This window comes from Thermobacillus composti KWC4 (assembly GCF_000227705.2).
In the GTDB taxonomy this organism is placed as follows: domain Bacteria; phylum Bacillota; class Bacilli; order Paenibacillales; family Paenibacillaceae; genus Thermobacillus; species Thermobacillus xylanilyticus.
In genome coordinates this window covers 190570-211163 of sequence record NC_019897.1, presented here as the reverse complement: position 1 = coordinate 211163, position 20594 = coordinate 190570, and the positions used below count along the sequence as shown (strand labels likewise).

The following is a 20594-nucleotide window of genomic DNA, read 5'->3' as shown; positions in this document are numbered from 1 at the left end:
CAGCAGACAGATGAGAAATGCGAACGATCGCTTCACGCGGGTTTCACCTACACTTTCAGATACTTGCGAATGGAAAGCGAACTGCCCAAGATGCCGATTGCGGTTCCGAGCCCGATCAGCGCCCCGCCGACCAGCAGACCGGATTCCCGGACGGTGACGAGCCGGATCATCATCAGTCCGAACTCCACCTGCATCGACTGGACGAGCCAGTTGTAGGCCGCAAGCAGCAAGGCCGTCGTCACGGCGGAACCGATGAAGCCGATGAGCGCGCCTTCGATGAAGAACGGCCAGCGGATGAAGCTGTTGGTGGCGCCGACGAGTTTCATGATGCCGATCTCCCGCCTGCGGGCGAAAATCGTGAGCCGGATCGTGTTGGATATGAGCAGCGTCGCCGTAAACGCCAGGCCGAGGACGATGATGAGTCCGATGTTGCGCACGGCGTTCGTGACGCGGAACAGCAGTTCGACGGTACCCTGACCGTACCGGACGCTCCGGATCGGCTGCTCCGGATCGGCGTCGCCGATCGCTTTGATCTTGGCTGCGACTTCGGCGATCCGTTCCGGATCGACCACTTCAACCGTGTACGTATCCGGCAGCGGATTGTTCGTATCGTCGTAATCTTCGAGGATGTCCCGGCCGTCTTCGCCCAGATTCTTCCGGAGCATTTCGAGACCTTCCGCCTTCGGCACGAACCGGATCCGGCTGACTTCCGACAGGGCGCCGATCGACCGTCCGATCGCCTCGATCTTCGCCTGGCTGATGTCAAGGTCCAGAAAAACCCGGATCTGCACCTGGTTCTCGATCTGCTTCGTCAGATTGTTCACGTTGAGCGACAGCAGCAAAAACACCCCGAGGATGAACAGCGAGATCGCGATCGAACTGACGGATGCGAACGACATCCATCCGTTGCGGGCGAGGCTGAGCGCGCCTTCGCGCAGATGCCGGAGGAGTGTGCTAAATCTCATATCCGTACTCCCCTCTGGGCTCGTCTCGCACAATGACGCCGTTCTCAATCGCGATGACGCGTTTGCGGAGCGTATTGACGATTTCCTTGTTGTGCGTCGCCATGACGATCGTCGCGCCCCGGAAGTTGATTTCTTCCAGCAGGTTCATGATCCCCCACGACGTCTCGGGGTCGAGATTGCCGGTGGGCTCGTCCGCCACGATGACCGCGGGGTTGTTCACGATCGCCCGCGCAATCGCGACGCGCTGCTGTTCGCCGCCGGAAAGCTGGGCGGGCAGGCTGTTCGCCTTCCCCTTCAGTCCGACGAGCTCGAGCACTTCCATTACCCGCTTGCGGATGATCCGCTTCGGCGCTTCGATGACTTCCATCGCGAAGGCGACGTTCTCGTACACCGTCATTTTGGGCAGGAGACGGAAATCCTGGAACACGACGCCGATGTTGCGCCGGATGTATGGAATTTTTCGCGGTTTCAGTTTCCCTATATTGAAGCCGTTCACCGAGATCTGGCCTTTGGTCGGCACTTCCTCGCGGTAGATCAGCTTCATGAACGTCGATTTGCCGGCGCCGGAAGGTCCGACAAGGTAGACGAATTCGTTGCGTTCGATGAGGACAGAGACGCCGCGGAGCGCATGGCTGCCGTCGGGATAGGTCTTCCAGACGTCCTGCATTTCGATCACAGTATCACTTCCTGTAGATGGCTAAAAAGTTCATTTCGACAGAAACGGCGGAATTCCTTTAAATTTGCGCCAAATTCCAAATTTAAGATTTCTAATTTTCGGGAGGCGGCGCCGGGAGCGGAGGCAATTCGGCGGCATTCGCTGTCGACATCTGCCGCGTGAAAAACGTTATGAAACCGGCGGGAAGCGCATAAACATGGAGGATGACCCTTGCGCGAGGTGATCCGGAATGCGAAAACTGCACTTCTGGTTGACTGCGGCGCTCGGCCTGCTGCTCCTCGTCACGGTTGTCTGGGGGCTGTCCCAGCTTTACGGCATGCGCTGATTGCAAAAAAAATCCCCGCCGCCAAACGGTATCACGGGCATCCGATCATCGGAATGCCGTTGGGGCAGGGGAGTTGGGATCCGGTTATTCGCTTTCGCCGTGCGCGGCCACCCAGGCGGCGGTCCGCTCGAGCTCCTGCTCGGCGCGGGCGATGGCGGCGATCACCTGCGGCTTCGCGGTTCCGCCGTAGACGTCGCGGGCGTTCACGACCGACTCCGGCTTCAGCACCTCATAGATGCGCTCGTCGAACAGCTCCGAGAATTGCCTGAACTCGTCCAGCGTCAGGTCGAGCAAGTATTTGCCGTTCCGAATGCAATACAGCACGGTCTTGCCGATCACTTCATGCGCCTGGCGGAACGGCATGCCCTTGCCGACGAGGAAATCGGCGATATCCGTCGCGTTGGAGAAGTCCTGATTGACCGCTTCGCGCATCCGGTCCTTGTTCACCGTCATCGTCGCGATCATCTGCGCGAACAGCTGCAGCGCGCCTTGCAGCGTGCGCACCGTGTCGAACATGCCTTCCTTGTCTTCCTGCATGTCCTTGTTGTACGCCAGCGGCTGCGACTTCAGCACGGTCAGGAGGCCGATCAGATGGCCGTAGACGCGGCCGGTCTTGCCGCGCACCAGCTCCGGCACGTCCGGATTCTTCTTCTGCGGCATGATGCTGCTGCCCGTGCAGAACGCGTCGTCGAGCTCGATGAACCGGAACTCCGTGCTCGACCAGAGAATCAGCTCTTCGCTGAGCCGCGACAGATGCATCATGATGAGGGAGGCATGGGCCAGAAACTCCACAATGAAATCGCGGTCGCTGACCGCGTCGAGGCTGTTCTCGTAGACCCGGTCAAACCCGAGCTGCTCGGCAACGAAGTGGCGGTCGATCGGGAACGTCGTTCCGGCGAGCGCGCCCGCGCCGAGCGGCAGCACGTTGATCCGCTTGTAGCTGTCCATCAGCCGCTCCGCGTCGCGGCCGAACATGGACACGTACGCCATCAGATGATGGGCGAACAGGATCGGCTGCGCCCGCTGCAGATGGGTGTAGCCCGGCACGATCGTATCCGTGTTCGCTTTCGCCTGATCAATCAGCGCCGACTGCAGCTTGTGCAGCAATTCGACAATCTCGACGACCCGGCGGCGGAGATACAGGTGCATGTCGGTCGCCACCTGGTCGTTCCGGCTGCGGCCGGTATGCAGTTTCCCGCCGGTCGGTCCGATCTCTTCGATGAGATGCTTCTCGATGTTCATGTGGATGTCTTCATCCGAAATCGAGAATTCGATCTCGCCCTTGCGGATCCGGTCGCGCACCTTGAGCAGCCCCTCGCGGATCGCCTCGGCGTCTTCCGCGGGAATGATGCCCTGCCGGCCGAGCATCGCCGCGTGGGCAAGGCTGCCTTCGATGTCCTCCTCGGCCAACTCCTTGTCGAACGTGATCGACGCCGTGTACTCTTCCACCAGCCGGTCCGTCTGCTTCGTGAACCGGCCGCCCCACAATTTGCTCACGACTGACACTCCTCATGCTCCCCTTGCGGGGGAATTGGTTCGCCTTGTTTCCCAAAAAAGAGGGCCGTCCTGGCCTCCGGGGCGTTGCCCCCGGCAAGCGGTCAGCCCTCTCAGGTTCAGCGCTGTTTCGCCTGCGCGGCAGCGGCGACCTTCAGCCGCAGCGCGTTGAGCCGGATGAACCCGGTCGCGTCGCCCTGGTCGTAGGCCTGCGTCGGGTCCGCTTCCATCGTCGCGATGTCCGGATTATACAGGCTGACCGGGCTCTTCAGGCCGGCGGCGATGACATTGCCCTTGTAGAGCTTCAGCCGGACCGTGCCGGTGACGTTCTTCTGGCTCTCCGTCACGAGCGCCTGGATCGCAAGCCGCTCGGGTGCGAACCAGAACCCGTTGTAGACGAGCGAAGCGTACTTCGGAATGAGCGAGTCGCGCAGATGCATCACTTCGCGGTCCATCGTCAGCGACTCCATCTTCCGGTGGGCGGTGAACAGGATCGTGCCGCCCGGCGTCTCGTACACACCGCGGCTCTTCATGCCGACGAACCGGTTCTCGACCATGTCGACGCGGCCGATGCCGTGCTTGCCGCCGAGTTCGTTCAGCTTCTCCATCACCTGCAGCGGCGTCATGCGCTCGCCGTTGATCGCGACGCAGTTGCCGGCCTCAAACTCGAGTTCGACGTATTCCGGCTCATCCGGCGCCTCTTCCGGCGACACGCTGAGCACGTACATGTCCCGGTTCGACGCGGCGCTCGCGTCGAACCACGGATCTTCGAGCATGCCGCTCTCGAAGCTGATGTGCAGCAGATTGCGGTCCATCGAGTACGGCTTCGAGGCGGTGGCCTTCACCGGAATGCCGTGCTTCTCGGCGTAGGCGATCATCTCCGCCCGGCCCGGGAACTGCTCGCGGAACGCCTCGATGCGCCACGGCGCGATGACCTTGATATCCGGCGCGAGCGAAGCCGCCGTCAGTTCGAAGCGCACCTGGTCGTTGCCCTTGCCGGTCGCGCCGTGCGCGATCGCCGTCGCGCCCTCCGCCCGGGCGATCTCGACCATCCGCTTCGCGATGAGCGGACGGGCGATGGACGTGCCGAGCAGATATTGCCCTTCATAGAGCGCTCCCGCCTGGAACATCGGGAAGATGAAGTCGCGCGCGAATTCTTCGCGCAGGTCGTCGATGTACACCTTCGATGCGCCGGTCGCGAAGGCTTTCTCCTCGAGACCGTCCAGTTCTTCCTTCTGGCCGATGTCGGCCGTGAAGGCGATGATTTCCGCGTCGTAGGTTTCTTTCAGCCACTTCAGGATGACTGACGTATCGAGCCCGCCGGAGTAGGCGAGCACGATTTTCTCCTTGGCCATATCAGATTTCCGCTCCTTGTCGAAAATGAATCACGCCATGATGGCGGCCATGATCGCCTTCTGCGCGTGCAGCCGGTTCTCGGCTTCGTCGAAGACGATCGAATGCTTGCCGTCGATCACGCCCGGGCTCACTTCTTCGCCGCGGTGCGCCGGCAGGCAGTGCATGAAGACGAAGTCGGGCTTCGCGTACTGCACCAGTTCCTCGTTCACCTGGTAACGGGCGAACGCCTTCGCCCGCTCCTCCTGCTCCGCCTCGAAGCCCATGCTCGCCCAGACGTCGGTGTAGACGACATCGGCGTCTTCGATCGCTTCGCGAGGCTCGCGCACGACACGGATCGATGCGCCCGTCTCGCTGCACGTCTCCTGCATCTGCCGGATCAGCTCGGCATCGGGCTCATAGCCTTCCGGCGACGCGACGGACATGTGCAGGCCAAGCTTGGCGGCGCCGACGAGCAGCGAGTGAACCATGTTGTTGCCGTCGCCGATGTAGGCGATCTTCAGCCCTTCGAGCCGGCCCTTGTGCTCGAGGATCGTCTGGTAATCGGCCAAGGCCTGGCACGGATGGGCATAGTCGGTCAGCCCGTTGATGACCGGAATCGTCGCGGTCCGCGCCAGCTCGATGACCGTGCGGTGCGCGTACGTGCGGATCATGATGCCGTCCAGATAGCGCGACATCGTCTGCGCCGTGTCCGAGATCGTCTCGCCGCGGCCGAGCTGCAGATCGTTCCGGCTCAGGAACAGGGCGTATCCGCCGAGCTGGTACATGCCGACCTCGAACGAGACGCGCGTGCGGGTCGACGATTTCTCGAAGATCATGCCCAGCGTCTTGCCCTTGAGCGGCTGGTACACTTCTCCGGCTTTAGACTTACGCTTCAGTTCAATCGCCAGATCGATCAGCCAGCGGATCTCTTCCGGCTTGAAATCGGCGAGTGCGAGAAAATCTCGCCCTTTGAGCGAAGCGGCAATCTCTTCGTTGAGCAGATTCGGCATCTCATCCATCACTCCTTCTGAATGCGAGCGCCCGTGCGCGCCGCTTACGATTGCGCGGCCGCCGCCTGTCCGGTCAGCACGCCGGCCAGAATGTCGACGGCATGGTCGATCTCTTCGCGGGTCACGAGCAGGTTCGGCAGCAGCCGGATCACGTTCGGTCCGGCCGTTACGACGAGCAGGCCGCGGCGGTGGATTTCCGACACGAATCCGGCGACCGGTTCGGCGCATTCGATGCCGACGATCAACCCCAGCCCGCGCACTTCGCGCACGATCGGGCTGCCCGCCAGCTTCTCCTTAAGCCGTGACTTGAGGTATTCGCCGGATTCCGCGGCGCGCTGCGGCGCGTTCTCGGCGAGCATCGTCTCGATCGTCGCCTTCACCGCGGCCATCGCGATCGGCGTGCCGCCGAACGTCGAGGCGTGGCTGCCCGGGCCGAACGCCTCGGCGAGCCCCGACTTCGCCAGCATTGCGCCGACCGGGAAGCCGCTGCCAAGCCCCTTCGCCAGCGTGAAAATATCCGGCTCGATGCCGTAATGCTGGAACGCGAACAGTTTGCCCGTGCGGCCCATGCCGGTCTGCACCTCGTCGACGATGAGGAGCAGACCGTGCGCTTCGCACAGTCGTACGATCGTCTTCACGAATGCAGGATCGACCGTGATGATGCCGCCTTCCGCCTGCACCATCTCGAGCATGATCGCCGCCGTCTTGTCCGTGATCGCTTCGCGCAGCGCCTGCTCGTCATGCATCGGCACGGTGACAAAGCCCGGCGGCAGCGGATCGAAGCCGTCCTTCACCTTGTCCTGCCCCGTCGCCGTCAGCGTGGCGAGCGTGCGGCCGTGGAACGACTGCTTGAATGTAATGATTTCATAACGTCCGTTCTTCAGCACATTCTTGTTGTATCTACGCGCCAGCTTGATCGCCGCTTCGTTCGCCTCCGCGCCGGAGTTGCAGAAGAAGACGGCGCCCGCATGGCTGTTTTCCGTCAGCAGTCGGGCCGCTTCTTCCTGTCCCGGGATGCCGAACAGGTTCGACACGTGCCACAGCTCGTCAAGCTGCTTCACGAGCGCTTCCTTCACCTGCGCCGGCACGTGCCCGAGGTTCGTCACCGCCAGCCCGCACATGAAATCGAGATACTTGTTCCCTTGATCGTCCCACAGCCAGCTGCCCTGCCCCTTGACGAGCGCGATCGGGAATCTGGCGTATGTCGGGAACAACGCGCTTGCCGCGCCCTCCGTTCCTTGCGCTCCGCTCATTCGCCGCGCCACCTTTCAAAGATTTATTTGGAATGATCCCCGTTCAGGACTTCACGATGCGCGTGCCGACGCCGCCTTCGCGCACCGCACGGGCGAACGCGCCCGGTTCGGCGCCGCCGATGATGACGACTTCGCGCACGCGCCCCTGGATGCATTGCACGGCCGATTTCACCTTCGGGATCATGCCGCCGTAGATTTCGCCGGTCGCAATCATCTCGTCGATCTCCGCCGTCGTCACGGACGGCAGCACCCGCTTCTCGCCGTCAATCGTGCGCAAGATGCCGGGCACGTCGGTGACGACGATCATCCGATCGACGCCGAGCTGCGACGCGACGGCGCCCGCCGCCGTGTCGGCGTTGATGTTGTAGCGCTGCCCGCTATCGTCGATGCCGATCGGCGCGATGACCGGGATGTAGCCCATCGCCATGACGCCTTCGATGATCTCGGCGTTCACGCCGGTTACGTCGCCGACGAAGCCGATCTCGTCAGCGTTGGCAACCGGCCGGGCCTGGATCAGCAGGCCGTCGGTGCCGGAGAGGCCGAGCGCCTTCGCGCCGCTTGACTGGATCCTGCGCACAATTTCCTTGTTGATCCGGCCCGCCAGCACCATCTCGACGACATCGAGCGTCGCCTCGTCCGTCTTGCGCAAGCCGTTCACGAACTCGGACTCGATGCCGAGACGGCCAAGCATCTCCGAAATGGCCGGACCGCCGCCGTGCACGATGACGGGACGGTATCCGTCTTCCTGGAGCCCGCGCAGGTCGTCGAAGAAAGAATCAGGCAAAGCGGCGAGCGTGCTGCCGCCGCATTTCATCACAAACCGTTCTTGTCCCATCGCCTCAATCGTTCCTTCCCGTCAAGTCCGGTATGCGGCGTTGATCCGCACGTAATCGTACGTCAGGTCGCAGCCCCAGCCGACCGCCCGGCCTTCGCCCATGTTCAGGTTGACGTCGATCCGGACGGTGTCGCCTTTCAGATAGGCGAGCGCCTCGTCCTCATCGAACGGCACAGGCCGGGACTGCTCCAGTACCTTGATGGGTCCGAGCGAAATGTCGATCGTCGCCGGATTGATCGGACGCCCGGCGCGGCCGACCGCCGCGATGATGCGGCCCCAGTTCGCGTCGGCCCCGAAAACGGCCGATTTGACAAGCGACGAACCGATGACCGTTTTCGCAATCGCACGGGCGTCGTCGTCGCTCGCCGCGCCGGCGATGCATGCTTCGATCAGCTTCGTCGCGCCTTCGCCGTCGCGGGCGATCGCCTTCGCCAGCACTTCGCACACATGGGTGAACGCCGCGGCGAACTTGCTCCAGTCGGGATGATCCGGCGCAAGTTCCGCATTGCCGGCCAGCCCGCTCGCCATCGCGACGACCATGTCGTTCGTGCTCGTGTCGCCGTCGACGGTGATCATGTTGAACGTCACGTCTGTCGCCTGCCGCAGCAGCGCCTGCAGCGCCTCGCCGCCGATGTTGGCGTCGGTCGTAATGAAGCCGAGCATCGTCGCCATATTCGGATGAATCATGCCCGAACCCTTCGCCGCGCCCGCCACATGGACGGTCCTGCCGCCCACGTCGAGCTTCACGCACACCGTTTTTTTCACGAGGTCGGTGGTCAGGATCGCCTGGCAGAACGCTTCCGCGCCTTCGGCATCCCCGCTCAGCTTCGCCGGCATTTCGGCAATGCCGGAGCGGACGCAATCCATCTTGAGCCGCTCGCCGATGACGCCGGTCGACGCGACCGCGACCTGATGCGGCGGAACGCCGAGGGTCCGCGCGAACGTCTCCTGCATCTCGCGCGCGTCGGCTTCGCCCGCCTCTCCGGTGCAGGCGTTCGCGTTGCCGCTGTTGACGAGCACGGCGCGCAGCCGGCCTTCCTTCCCGAGCCCTTCGCGCGTCACCTTGAGCGGCGCCGCCTGGATCTGGTTCGTCGTGTAGACGGCGGCGGCCGCCGCCGGCACTTCGCAGACGATGGCGCCGAGGTCATTGCGGTCCGTCTTCTTCAGGCCGCAATGCAGACCGCCGGCCCTGAAGCCGATCGGCGTCGTAATGGAGCCGTTCGGCACGGCCTCGAATGGCAACTCTTGTCCCATGTTCGTATCGTGGTCTCCTTGCAGGATCATAGATTTTGAGGAATAAGGGCATGCGCTTGTCACGGATACACCGGCACGAAGTTCAGACCGAGCCCTTCGTCCCAGCCCATGCGCAGGTTCAGGTTCTGGATCGCCTGTCCGGCCGCGCCCTTCACGAGGTTGTCGATAACCGAAACGATCGTGACGCGCCCCGTCCGCTCATCGACGGCGAAGCCGATGTCGCAGTAGTTGGAGCCGTACACTTCCTTCGTCGCGGGGAGCGCGCCTTCCGGACGCACGCGCACGAACCGGCGGTTCTCGTAGTAGCTTCGGTACAGGTCGATGAAATCCCGCTGCGTGCGGCCGCCCGCCACAGTCGCGTACATCGTCGCCATAATGCCGCGCGTCATCGGCACGAGATGGGTCGTGAACGTGACCGTCACCTCATGGCCCGCGACGCGGGTGAGCGCCTGCTCAATCTCGGGGATATGTTGATGCTGGTTCACTTTGTAAGCCTTGAAGTTCTCGTTGATTTCCGCATAATGGGTTCCGAGGCTTGCGCCGCGGCCCGCGCCGGATACGCCGGACTTCGCGTCGATGATGATCGTCGCCGGGTCGATGAACCCCGCCTGCACGGCCGGCACGAGCCCGAGCAGCGAAGCCGTCGGGTAACAGCCCGGGTTCGAGATGAGCCGCGCATCGCGCACATCTTCGCCGAACACTTCGGCGAGCCCGTAGACGGCGCGCTCCAGCCACGCCGGATCGGCAGCCGGCTTCTTGTACCACGCTTCATAAATCTGCGGCGATTTCAGCCGGAAGTCGCCGGAGATGTCGATCACGTCCAGTCCGGCCTCCAGCATCTCCGGCGCCAGTTTCGCAGCAACGCCCGCCGGCGTCGCGAGAAACACGACGTCCGCTTTCCTCGCGAGCGATGCCGGGTCGATCGCTTCCAGCACATCCGTGCGGATTTCCGTCAAATGCGGATATCCGGCCGCAAGCGGTTCACCCGCGCTGGACGACGACAGCACCGCGGCAATCTCGACCTTCGGATGGGCCTCCAGCAGCCGGATCAGCTCCACGCCGCCATAGCCGGTCGAGCCGACGATCGCCGCCCTGATCTTCGTTTCCATCTGTCCGTTCCTCTCCCATTCGTATGCTGACTTCCCCATTCTACACCATGGCGGCAGCGGAATAAATAGCGCACAAGTCTGTATCATTATACAACGAGTTACATGAAAATACAACGATGCATTGCCAGCAGAAAAATATACTAGTTTGTTATTAATGGTATAATAATGTCTTGTTACATGGCGGTAATACGTTTTATAATATACTCAAATATTATTTTAAGTATATTTTCTTGAAATGGGGGATCCGAATGGCGATTGTGGAACTGGACCGGTTGACGAAGCGGTACGGGAAGCGGCGGGGCATTGAGGGACTGTCCTTTACCATTGAAGAGGGAGAAATTTTCGGCTTCATCGGTCCGAACGGCGCGGGCAAAAGCACGACGATCCGCATTCTGCTCAATCTGATCCGCCCCACGGCGGGATCGGCCAGGGTGTTCGGCAAAGATGTCGTGCGTCAGTCCCTGGACATTCGGCGCGAGACGGGTTACCTGCCGAGTGAAGTGCACTATTACGACGATATGAGAGCGGTGGATCTCCTGCGCTATTCCGCCGGCTTCTACGGGAAATTGGATGAAAACCGCATGCGGCATCTGGCGGAGCGGCTTGATCTGGATCTGTCGCGCAAAATCGCGGATCTCAGTTTCGGCAACCGGAAGAAGGTCGGCATCATCCAGGCGCTTCTGCATCGTCCGCGGCTGCTTATTCTCGACGAGCCGACCGGCGGGCTCGACCCGCTCATGCAGCATGCGTTTTTTGAACTGTTGAAGGAGGAACAGGAACGGGGAGCGACGATTTTCTTCTCTTCCCACATTCTCAGCGAAGTGCAGCGGATGTGCGGACGCGTCGCCATCATCCGGGACGGCCGGCTCGTCCGGGTGGAATCGGTGAGCGGGCTGATCCGGAGCAGCTACAAAACGGTGATGGTTACCTTTCCCGCGGATGTCCGGCCGCAGCCGGTGCGTGAAACCGATCTTCCCGGCATCATCCGGCAGGACATCAGCGGCAGCGTCCTGACGCTGCTCTTCAGCGGCAACGTCCGCGACCTGCTGGACTATGCCCGGCGCCTTCCCATAACGGACATCCACATCGGGGAGCCGTCGCTGGAGGAAATTTTCATGCACGAATACAAGACGGACCAGGAAGGGGCGTGAAGCGGATGATTTACAGACGGGAACTCCTGAGCAATGTGAAAAGCCTCGTCATTTGGAGCGCGGTTCTGGGCGGGCTGGTGCTGATGATGATGAGCGTGTATCCGCCCTTCGCCGAGGATGCGCAGACGGCGGAAGAGATGCTGAACGTGTTCCCCGAGCCGCTCGCCAAAGTGTTCGGCATGGACACCTTGAATCTGGGCACGTATACAGGCTTCTACGGCGTAGAAGTGCACCTGATCAACACGCTGGTCGGCAGCGTGTACGCGGCGCTGCTTGCGGCGGGCATGCTGGCGAAGGAGGAAAACGATCATACCGCCGAGTTCCTGCTCTCCAAGCCGGTCACCCGAATTGAGGTGACGGGTCAGAAGCTGGCCGCCGTGCTCACCAACCTGTTCGTGCTGAATGCTGTCATCACCGCGGTCAGCTTCGCCTGCACGGGGTTTGCGCCATGTGAGCCTGTTCTCCTTCACGGACGCGGCCGCCATCGTGGAAAACGGCGGACTGGACGCGCCCTGCGCGGCGGTCATGGTGCTGGTCAGTCTCTTGTGCGCCTTAGGAGCCATCGGGTATTATCACAACAAAGACATTGCCGGCTGAGACAACCTGAAGGCCGCGGAATGCCGAAGACGGGAGACGTGGGTTGGATTTGAAACGGAACAAACGGGAGCAGATTCTGGAGAAGGCGACGGAACTCTTTTTTGCCCGGGGGGTTGCCGACGTCAGCATGGATGACATCGCTGCCGCCGTCCCGGCCGCCAAAATGACGATCTACAAATATTTTCAAAGCAAGGACCGGCTGGTCGGCGCGGTGATGGAACGCTATGTGCGGGAACAGCACGAGATCATGAACCGGAAGATCGAGGAAAGCCCGGACACCTTGTCGGCCCTCGCGTCGATCCTCGATTACCGGAACATGCCTGTCGTGCCCGAGCGGTTCATCCGGGAAAGCCTGGAGCTGTATCCGCAGATCACAGCGGACTTGCTGCACTATTACCGGGAGCACATGCACGACCAGCTGCGCGACCTGATCGTGCGCGGCCAGGAGGAAGGCGTCATCCGCAAGGAACTGTCCCCCCACATCCTGATGGTGTACATGCAGGGCGTCACCGAGTTTTTCGCCCGGCCCGACGTGCTGGCCCAGTTCCACGATTTGCGGCTGCTCGGCGAGCAGTTCCGCACAATGTTCCTGTACGGCATCGCCGCGCCGAATGATTGGTCCGCCCAACCGTAGAAGTGGTTAAATCCGAACGAACAGCAAGCCGCCCGGTGAGCGTCCGGGCGGCTGGTCGTCATGCCATATGTTTCGTAATGTATTCGAGACGATCGACACGGAGTTTCAACGCATCGATCTCAAAACGGTCGGCTTCCAGTTTGCGTGAGTGCATGCTGGTATAGCGCGCAATCAGTTCGATCTGCTTCTCTTCGATATTGTCAAACCGGCGGTTCATTTCCTGACGAAGCTCATCGACATCCGAACGAAGCCTGCCGGTCTCCGAACGAAGTTCGTCAACATCCGCGCGCAAACCATCCATCTTCGACTCGAACCCGTCCATCCTCGACTCAAGTCCGCCGATCCTTGTCTCGAGCCCATCCATCCTCGACTCAAGTCCGTTTACCTTCGACTCGAGTCCGTCCATCCTTGACTCAAGTCGGTCCATCCTTGACTCAAGTCCGTCCATCCTTGACTCAAGTCGGTCCATCTTCGACTCGAGCCCGCCGATCCTTGTCTCAAGTCCGTCTACCTTCGACTCGAGTCCATCGATCCTTGATTCGAGACCATCCACCTTCACCCGAAGTTCGCCGACTTCCGAACGAAGTCCGCCGATGTCTTCGCGGATCCGGCTTTCCATCTGCGCGAGCGCTTGAAGAATGCTGCTTTCCATAGGCTCCGATCCATCCTCCCGATTTGCTTCAGGTTATGGAACGGATCGCGGCGCGCGGCCTGGGGCAATGGGCAACCGCAGATCACGGGGCAGTTCCACGACGATTATATCATGGATGGTCGAATCGAAGGATTAAAATTTACGAATCTTGCCGGATCTGGCTGCGCAGATAAGCGTCGATGAAGCCGTCGATCTCCCCGTCCATCACCGCTTGCACGTTGCCGGTCTCGTATTGGGTGCGATGGTCCTTCACCATGCTGTACGGATGGAAGACGTAGGAGCGGATCTGGTTCCCCCACGCGATGTCCGTCTGTTCGCCGCGAATGGCCGCCAGTTCTTTCCGCTGCTCTTCGATCTTCAGCTCGTACAGCTTCGAACGGAGCATCTTCATCGCCCGCTCGCGGTTCTGGATCTGCGAGCGTTCCGACTGGCACGCGACGATGATGCCGGTCGGGATATGGGTGATCCGGACCGCCGATTCCGTCTTGTTGACGTGCTGGCCGCCGGCGCCGCTCGAGCGGTACGTGTCGATCTTCAGATCCTCCGGCCGGATTTCGATCTCGACGTCGTCGTCAATCTCCGGCACGACGTCGCAGGAGACGAACGATGTATGGCGTCTGCCGGACGCGTCGAACGGCGAAATGCGGACGAGCCGGTGGACACCTTTTTCCGCTTTCAGATAGCCGTACGCGTTATACCCCCGGATGAGGATCGACACGCTTTTGATGCCGGCTTCGTCGCCGGGCAGATAGTCGAGCACTTCCACCTTGAAGCCGCGCTTTTCCGCCCATCGGGTGTACATCCGGTAGAGCATTTGCGCCCAGTCCTGCGACTCGGTGCCGCCGGCGCCCGGGTGCAGTTCGAGGATCGCGTTCAGCCGGTCATACGGCTGGTTCAGCAGAAGCTGCAGCTCGAAATCGCCGATGTCGCGGACGAGCTTGGCCACGCCTTCCGCCAGTTCGGCTTCCAGCGACTCGTCGCCTTCTTCTTCCGCCAACTCGAGCAGCGTCTCGAGATCCGCATGATCGCCCGTCAGCCGGTTGTAGGTTTCGACGACGGACTTCACCGCGTTGAGCTCGGCAATCAGTTTCTGCGCCCGGTCATTGTCATCCCAGAAATCGGGCGCCGTCATCTTCTCTTCATAATCGGCAATGATCTCCTGCTTGAGATCCAAGTCAAAGAGACCCCCTGAGTGCTTGGAGCCGCTTCGCCATCTCGCGCAGGTCTTGTTTGACGCTTGCGTCAATCATGGTTCGCTGGTCACCTCAAATTTGAAAATTTCCGCCGCAGATCAAACGTTCGATCCGTGGCAATGTTTGTACTTCTTGCCGCTGCCGCAAGGGCACGGGTCATTGCGTCCGACCCGCTGCTCGGCGCGCCGGATCGGTCGCCGCTGCGTCTCGCGATTGCTGCCGCCGCCGGTCTCCGTCTGGCCTTTGGCGACTTCCTGGCGCTGGACGTTGCTCTCGACGTGCGCCTTCATAATATACTTCGTGACTTCTTCCTGGATGTTCTCGACCATTTCGCGGAACATCTCGAAGCCCTCGAACTGGTATTCGCGCAGCGGATCGGTGCCGCCATACGCCCGCAGGTGGATGCCCTGCCGGAGCTGGTCCATCGCATCGATATGGTCCATCCACTTGCTGTCGACGGCGCGCAGCACGACGACTTTCTCGAACTCGCGCATCGTCTCCTCGCCGATCTGCTGCTCGCGCTCGTCATAGAGCTTGCGCACTTCCTCCATAAGGAACTCGACGATCGATTCTTTCTCCCGGCCCTCGAGATCCTCACGCTTGATCGTGCCTTCCTTGAGGAAAGTGGCGTGCGCGTAATCGACGATCGCATCCAGGTTCCATTCTTCCGGGATGTCCTCGTCGGCGCAGTGCGCCTCGACGATCCGCTCGACGACCGGCCGGATCATGTCGAAGACATGCTCGCGGATATTGTCCGCGAACAGCACTTCGCGGCGCTGCTTGTAGATGATCTCCCGCTGCTGATTCATGACGTCGTCGTACTGGAGGACGATCCGGCGCGTATCGAAGTTGCTGCCTTCCACCCGTTTCTGGGCGGATTCGATGGCCCGCGATACCAGCTTGCTCTCGATCGGCTCATCCTCGCTGAAGCCCAGGCGGTCCATCATCCCCATAATATTCTCGGAACCGAAGCGGCGCATCAGTTCATCATCCAGCGCCAGGTAGAACTGCGACGAACCCGGGTCGCCCTGCCGGCCCGCACGGCCGCGGAGCTGGTTGTCGATCCGCCGGCTCTCGTGCCGTTCCGTACCGATGATATGCAGCCCGCCGAGCTCCGCCACGCCTTCGCCGAGCAGAATGTCGGTGCCGCGGCCGGCCATGTTCGTCGCGATCGTCACGGCGCCCCGCTGTCCGGCGCGGGCGATGATCTCGGCTTCCTCCGCGTGGTACTTGGCATTCAGCACCTTGTGCGGAATGCCGCGGCGCTTCAGCATCTCGGACAGCTTCTCCGAATTCTCGATCGAGACGGTGCCGACCAGCACCGGCTGCCCGTTCTGGTGCCGTTTGACGATCTCTTCCACGACCGCCTTGAACTTCGCGTTTGCCGTCTTGTACACGATGTCCGGCATATCGACCCGGATCATCGGCTTGTTCGTCGGCACCTGCACGACATCGAGGCCATAGATCTTCTTGAATTCTTCCTCTTCCGTCTTGGCCGTGCCGGTCATGCCCGCGAGCTTGCGGTACATGCGGAAGTAGTTCTGGAACGTGATCGTCGCGAGCGTCATGCTCTCGTTCTGCACCTTGAGCTGTTCCTTCGCCTCGATCGCCTGGTGCAGCCCGTCGCTGTAGCGGCGGCCGGCCATCAGACGGCCGGTGAACTCGTCGACAATGATGACTTCGCCGTCCTGCACGACGTAGTCGACGTCACGCTTCATGATGGCGTGAGCCTTCAGCGCCTGCTGAACGTGGTGGTTGAGCGTCACGTTCGCGTGGTCGAACAGGTTGTCGATGCCGAAGGCGCGCTCCGCTTTCTCGACGCCCGCTTCCGTCAGCGTGACGGAGCGCATCTTCACGTCGATGGTGTAATCTTCTTCTTCCTTCAGCGTCCGGACAAATCGGTCCGCGGCGTAGTACAGTTCGGTCGACTTCGCCGCCTGGCCGGAAATGATGAGCGGCGTCCGCGCCTCGTCGATCAGGATCGAATCGACTTCGTCAATGATCGCGAAGTTGAGCGGCCGCTGCACCATCTGTTCCTTGTACAGCACCATGTTGTCGCGCAGGTAGTCGAAGCCGAACTCGTTGTTCGTGCCGTACGTGATGTCGGCATTGTACGCTTCCTGCTTCTGCGCGTGCGTCAGGCCGTGCAGATTGCAGCCGACGGTCAGGCCGAGGAACTGGTAGATCTGCCCCATCATCGTGCTGTCCCGCTGGGCCAGGTAGTCGTTGACCGTGACCACGTGCACGCCCTTGCCTTCCAGCGCGTTCAGGTACGCGGCAAGCGTCGCGACGAGCGTCTTGCCTTCTCCTGTCTTCATCTCGGCAATCTTGCCTTCGTGCAGCACCATGCCTCCGATCAGCTGGACGTCGAAATGCCGCATGCCGAGCGTCCGCTTGGACGCTTCTCGCACGGCCGCGAACGCCTCCGGCAGCAGATCGTCGAGCGTCTCTCCCCGGGAGAGCCTCTCCTTGAACTCGTCCGTCTTCCCGCGGAGCTGCTCGTCCGACAGCCTGGCGAAATCCGGCTCCAAGGCGTTGATGCGCTCAACGGTCTTCAGGCACCGTTTGATCTCACGCTCGTTGGCGTCGCCGAATATTTTCTTCACAAGACCGAGCATGGCGTGAGAGCCCCTTTCGTCTGTCAACTCATAAAAACAATTGTAACAGTTCGGCGGAAGCGTGGCAAACCCGTCCGCCGCCCGGGCCGGATATCAGAAAAGCCGGCCCTTCAGGGCCGGCCGCAATCCTGGATGATCAAACCATCAACCTTGTTCAATGAGTCCGTATTTGCCGTCATGGCGGCGGTAAACGACATTGACTTCCTTCGTTTCATCGTTGATGAAGACGAAGAAGTTGTGACCGAGCAGATTCATCTGCAGAATCGCTTCGTCCACATCCATCGGCTTCAGCGTGTGCCGCTTCGTGCGGACAACTTCGAAAGCGTCGTCTTCCTCGGCTTCGGCAACGGTGACCGCGCCGGCCGAATCTTCCGTGAACAACGCTTTCAATCCCCGGTCCTGGCGGAGTTTGCGGTTCACGCGGGTCTTGTGCTTGCGAATTTGGCGCTCGAGCTTGTCCACGACCAGATCGATCGCCGCGTACATGTCGTCATGCCGCTCTTCTGCCCGGAGCAGCACGCCCGGAAGCGGAATGGTCACTTCGACGACATGCTTGTTCTTGATGACGGAGAGCGTGACTTGTGCGTCTGAGGCAAGAGGCGCCTCGAAATACTTGTCCAGCCGGGACAGCTTTTTCTCGGCGTAATCCCTCAGTGCTTCCGTTACGGGCAATTGTCGGCCACGGATGTTGAACCTCATATCGCACTCCTCCTTATCTGACCTGATTTCATTGTAGCACATCGGCCCAGGCATTTACAAAAACTTGACACTCTTTTTCGTGAATAATTTTTGAATTTTTCGTATTTTTAGACCAGTAATATGGCGCTTATCGGGATTCGGGCGAACCGGTTTCGGCCGGTATGGCCGAAAGGTCCGCCAAACAATGAAACCCCCGGATGAAACCGGGGGTACGGGGCCTTGGTCAACGTCTGACAGTTCGATTCACGTTTAGGACAGCTTAACGACGTTGGCTGCTTGTGGACCGCGTGCGCCTTGAACGATGTCGAACTCGACGGCTTGGCCTTCCTCGAGCGTCTTGAAACCTTCGGCCTGGATCGCGGAGAAGTGAACGAATACGTCGCCGCCTTCCTCCGTCTCGATGAATCCATAGCCTTTTTCCGCGTTAAACCACTTTACTCTTCCTTGCATCAAACACACATTCCCTTCGTGTTCATATGGCTGTGAGGCGACACGGTTTTATCATGGCCCACAACTTGACTATACACTCAGGGGAAATGAAAGTCAAACATTTTTTGAAAGCGAATTCATTCCGGGCTTTTCCGCCGCTTCCTGTCATTGACGAACAAAAAGTTCCCAAACGTCTTGGACGGCGTCAATGACATCCTGCACATCCCGATCGGTCATACGCGGAAAGATCGGCAGAGACATGGATGACGCGTAATATGATTCAGCGTTCGTGCAGACAATACCGCTGTAGCCGATCGACCGGTAATAAGGCTGCCAATATACGGGAATATAATGGACGTTCACGCCGATGTTCCGTTCACGCAGCGCTTCGAAAATAGCCCGTCGGTCGGCGTGGAACTTCGGGAGATCCCAGCGGAGGATGTACAGATGCCAACTGGACTCCGCCGACGGATGCTGCCAGGGCGTGACCAGTCCATCCATTTCCGAAAAAGCCGCATTATATGCGGACGCAATCTCCCGCCGGCGCGCGATAAACTTATCCAGCTTGTCCATCTGCGAGTGGCCGAGCGCCGCCTGGATGTCGGTCATCCGGTAATTGAATCCGAGGGCGTGCATCTCGTAATACCATGGGCCGTCGAAGCTTTGCAACATGTCCGGATCGCGCGTCATGCCGTGATTGCGGAAGAGGATCAGCTTACGGTAATATTCCTCGTAGTCTGTGACAATCATGCCGCCCTCTCCCGTCGTGATATGCTTGACGGGATGGAAGCTGAACATCGTCATGTCACCAAGCGTGCCGACCTTTCGGCCGCCGTAGGACGCGCCAAGCGAGTGGGCCGCATCGTGAATTACGACCAGACCGCGGTCGCGGGCGAGCATGACGATCCGATCCATCTCGGCCGGCTGTCCGGCAAGATCGACAGGAATGATCGCTTTCGTCGCCGGCGTGATCCGTTCGGCGGCACGGTCCGGATCCAGGTTGTAAGTGCGCGGGTCGATGTCCGCGAACACCGGCCGGCCGCCCATGTACAGCACACAATTGCTGCTCGCGAGGAAGGTGATCGGTGTCGTGATGACTTCGTCACCCGGTCCGATCCCCGCCGCGAAGCAGGCGCCGTGGAGCGCCGCAGTGCCGTTCGCGAAGGCGACCGCATATTTAGCGCCGACATAATCGGCGACTTTGCGTTCGAACCGTTCGATCGCAGGCCCCTGGGTAATGTAGTCGCTCTCGAGCACCGCGCGGACGGCGGCCATGTCGTCTTCATCCAGCCATTGCTTGCCGTAAGGAAGCAGCGTGGTACGGCGTGCGCGTTTGTCGCCGTCATATGACATGTGGCGGTCGTCTCCTTTCAAGCCGGTGGCAAAATGATCCCTGCCGACGTCAAATCAGGTCTGTCGAACGGATCCATTCCTCCGTCCGGCGGATGCCTTCCTCCAGACTGATCTGCGGCTCCCAGCCTAGAAGCCGCTTCGCCTTGCCGTAGTTGCAGAGCAATTTCTGGATCTCACTTTGCGGATGGATATGCTCGACGTGCCGGATTCGGCTCTCATCCTGCACAATAAGCTTCGCCAGATCGTTGATGGCGATATCCCGGCCGAGCCCGGCGTTCACAACCTCGCCGTTCACCTTGTCTGAATAGCCCGCTTCGACGACGAACCGCGCGCAGTCCTCGACGTAGAGCAGATCGCGCGTCTGCGTGCCGTCGCCGTAGATCTTGAGTTCCTTGCCGTCCAGCTTGTTCTTGATGAAGATCGCGACAACGCCGCCTTCGCCGCCCGTTTTCTGGAAAGGACCGTACGTGTTGAACGGACGGATGACGACCGCCGGCAAGCCGTAGGCGTGCCAGTAGGACAGCACCATGTTCTCGGCGGCGATCTTGCTGCCCGCGTAGGGCGATGCCGGCTTCAGCGGATGCTCTTCGGTGATGCCGCCTTCGTCGGTACAGCGGTCGTATACCATGCACGTGCTCATGAAGACGATCTTGACGTTGTGGCGGCGGCACTGCTCCAACACGTAGAAGGTGCCGATGGTGTCGTTGTTGAACGTCGTGCGCGGGTCGTCGATCGAATCCTGCACATTGATGGACGCGCCGAGGTGGTAACAGATGTCGAAGCGATTGCCGACGAACAGGTCAGACAGAATCGACTCGTTCAGAATTGAGCCCTTGATGAACGCCCGAAATCCGGGATGTTCGCGGAATTCGGCGATGTTCGCCTCCCTCCCGTTCGACAGATCGTCGAGCACCCAGACATGGTGCCCGTCGTCAAGCAGCCTCTTCAGCACCCAGCGGCCGATGAAACCGGCGCCGCCGGTAAGGAGGATGTTCATGATTCCATTTCCTTT

19 protein-coding genes are annotated in these 20594 nt (G+C 60.7%); 3 read left to right on the top strand and 16 right to left on the bottom strand.

The window, feature by feature from the left end:
- Positions 1–47: 47 nt before the first annotated feature.
- From ftsX to argC, 9 genes are all read right to left on the bottom strand, one after another.
- Positions 48–965, bottom strand: coding sequence for a permease-like cell division protein FtsX (gene ftsX / locus THECO_RS00920; protein WP_015253203.1), 918 nt, complete (start codon positions 963–965; stop codon positions 48–50).
- Positions 955–1641 carry a cell division ATP-binding protein FtsE gene (gene ftsE / locus THECO_RS00915; protein WP_015253202.1) on the bottom strand — a complete coding sequence of 229 codons (687 nt, stop codon included), beginning with the start codon at positions 1639–1641 and terminating at the stop codon, positions 955–957. Before ftsE ends, ftsX begins: the two co-directional genes overlap by 11 nt.
- Before the next feature lie 409 nt (positions 1642–2050).
- On the bottom strand, positions 2051–3463 hold the full coding sequence (gene argH, locus THECO_RS00910) for an argininosuccinate lyase (RefSeq protein ID WP_015253200.1): 1413 nt from the start codon (positions 3461–3463) through the stop codon (positions 2051–2053).
- A 116-nt stretch (positions 3464–3579) separates the two neighbouring features.
- The gene (locus THECO_RS00905; RefSeq protein ID WP_015253199.1) at positions 3580–4815 is read right to left on the bottom strand and encodes an argininosuccinate synthase; all 1236 of its coding nucleotides are present in this window, start codon (positions 4813–4815) and stop codon (positions 3580–3582) included.
- A gap of 30 nt (positions 4816–4845) precedes the next feature.
- Positions 4846–5805: an ornithine carbamoyltransferase gene (gene argF, locus THECO_RS00900; protein WP_015253198.1), complete on the bottom strand. Its 960-nt coding sequence runs from the start codon at positions 5803–5805 to the stop codon at positions 4846–4848.
- Between the two features lie 44 nt (positions 5806–5849).
- Positions 5850–7058 carry an acetylornithine transaminase gene (locus THECO_RS00895; protein WP_015253197.1) on the bottom strand — a complete coding sequence of 403 codons (1209 nt, stop codon included), beginning with the start codon at positions 7056–7058 and terminating at the stop codon, positions 5850–5852.
- Positions 7059–7101: 43 nt separating this feature from the next.
- The gene (gene argB, locus THECO_RS00890) at positions 7102–7893 is read right to left on the bottom strand and encodes an acetylglutamate kinase (protein WP_015253196.1); all 792 of its coding nucleotides are present in this window, start codon (positions 7891–7893) and stop codon (positions 7102–7104) included.
- A gap of 21 nt (positions 7894–7914) precedes the next feature.
- Positions 7915–9147 (bottom strand): bifunctional ornithine acetyltransferase/N-acetylglutamate synthase, encoded by a 1233-nt coding sequence (gene argJ, locus THECO_RS00885; RefSeq protein WP_015253195.1) that lies wholly within the window; start codon positions 9145–9147, stop codon positions 7915–7917.
- Positions 9148–9206: 59 nt separating this feature from the next.
- On the bottom strand, positions 9207–10256 hold the full coding sequence (gene argC / locus THECO_RS00880; RefSeq protein ID WP_015253194.1) for an N-acetyl-gamma-glutamyl-phosphate reductase: 1050 nt from the start codon (positions 10254–10256) through the stop codon (positions 9207–9209).
- 248 nt (positions 10257–10504) lie between these two features.
- On the opposite strand from argC, the gene THECO_RS00875 reads away from it, so the two are divergent.
- From THECO_RS00875 to THECO_RS00865, 3 genes are read left to right on the top strand one after another with little or no spacing between them, the layout of a single operon-like run.
- Positions 10505–11407, top strand: coding sequence for an ABC transporter ATP-binding protein (locus THECO_RS00875; RefSeq protein ID WP_015253193.1), 903 nt, complete (start codon positions 10505–10507; stop codon positions 11405–11407).
- Positions 11408–11412: 5 nt separating this feature from the next.
- The gene (locus tag THECO_RS20305; protein ID WP_052835788.1) at positions 11413–12057 is read left to right on the top strand and encodes an ABC transporter permease subunit; all 645 of its coding nucleotides are present in this window, start codon (positions 11413–11415) and stop codon (positions 12055–12057) included.
- Positions 12054–12638 (top strand): TetR/AcrR family transcriptional regulator, encoded by a 585-nt coding sequence (locus THECO_RS00865; RefSeq protein ID WP_041853733.1) that lies wholly within the window; start codon positions 12054–12056, stop codon positions 12636–12638. Before THECO_RS20305 ends, THECO_RS00865 begins: the two co-directional genes overlap by 4 nt.
- 58 nt (positions 12639–12696) lie before the next feature.
- On the opposite strand, the gene THECO_RS20300 is transcribed toward THECO_RS00865, so the two are convergent.
- From THECO_RS20300 to THECO_RS00830, 7 genes are all read right to left on the bottom strand, one after another.
- Positions 12697–13290 (bottom strand): coiled-coil domain-containing protein, encoded by a 594-nt coding sequence (locus tag THECO_RS20300; RefSeq protein WP_015253190.1) that lies wholly within the window; start codon positions 13288–13290, stop codon positions 12697–12699.
- A 139-nt stretch (positions 13291–13429) separates the two neighbouring features.
- Positions 13430–14540, bottom strand: a protein-coding gene (gene prfB / locus THECO_RS00855; protein WP_015253189.1) for a peptide chain release factor 2 whose coding sequence is annotated in 2 segments (ribosomal slippage) — positions 13430–14467 and positions 14469–14540 — 1110 coding nt in all. Because the reading frame shifts where the segments join, the coding sequence is not laid out codon by codon here.
- 41 nt (positions 14541–14581) lie between these two features.
- Positions 14582–17101 (bottom strand): preprotein translocase subunit SecA, encoded by a 2520-nt coding sequence (secA, locus tag THECO_RS00850; RefSeq protein ID WP_015253188.1) that lies wholly within the window; start codon positions 17099–17101, stop codon positions 14582–14584.
- Between the two features lie 144 nt (positions 17102–17245).
- Positions 17246–17800 carry a ribosome hibernation-promoting factor, HPF/YfiA family gene (gene hpf / locus THECO_RS00845; protein WP_015253187.1) on the bottom strand — a complete coding sequence of 185 codons (555 nt, stop codon included), beginning with the start codon at positions 17798–17800 and terminating at the stop codon, positions 17246–17248.
- A 249-nt stretch (positions 17801–18049) separates the two neighbouring features.
- Positions 18050–18250: a cold-shock protein gene (locus THECO_RS00840; protein WP_015253186.1), complete on the bottom strand. Its 201-nt coding sequence runs from the start codon at positions 18248–18250 to the stop codon at positions 18050–18052.
- 144 nt (positions 18251–18394) lie between these two features.
- Positions 18395–19582, bottom strand: a complete 1188-nt coding sequence (pseC, locus tag THECO_RS00835) for a UDP-4-amino-4,6-dideoxy-N-acetyl-beta-L-altrosamine transaminase (RefSeq protein ID WP_015253185.1) — start codon at positions 19580–19582, stop codon at positions 18395–18397.
- Between the two features lie 49 nt (positions 19583–19631).
- On the bottom strand, positions 19632–20579 hold the full coding sequence (locus THECO_RS00830) for a dTDP-glucose 4,6-dehydratase (RefSeq protein WP_015253184.1): 948 nt from the start codon (positions 20577–20579) through the stop codon (positions 19632–19634).
- Between the last annotated feature and the right edge of the window lie 15 nt (positions 20580–20594).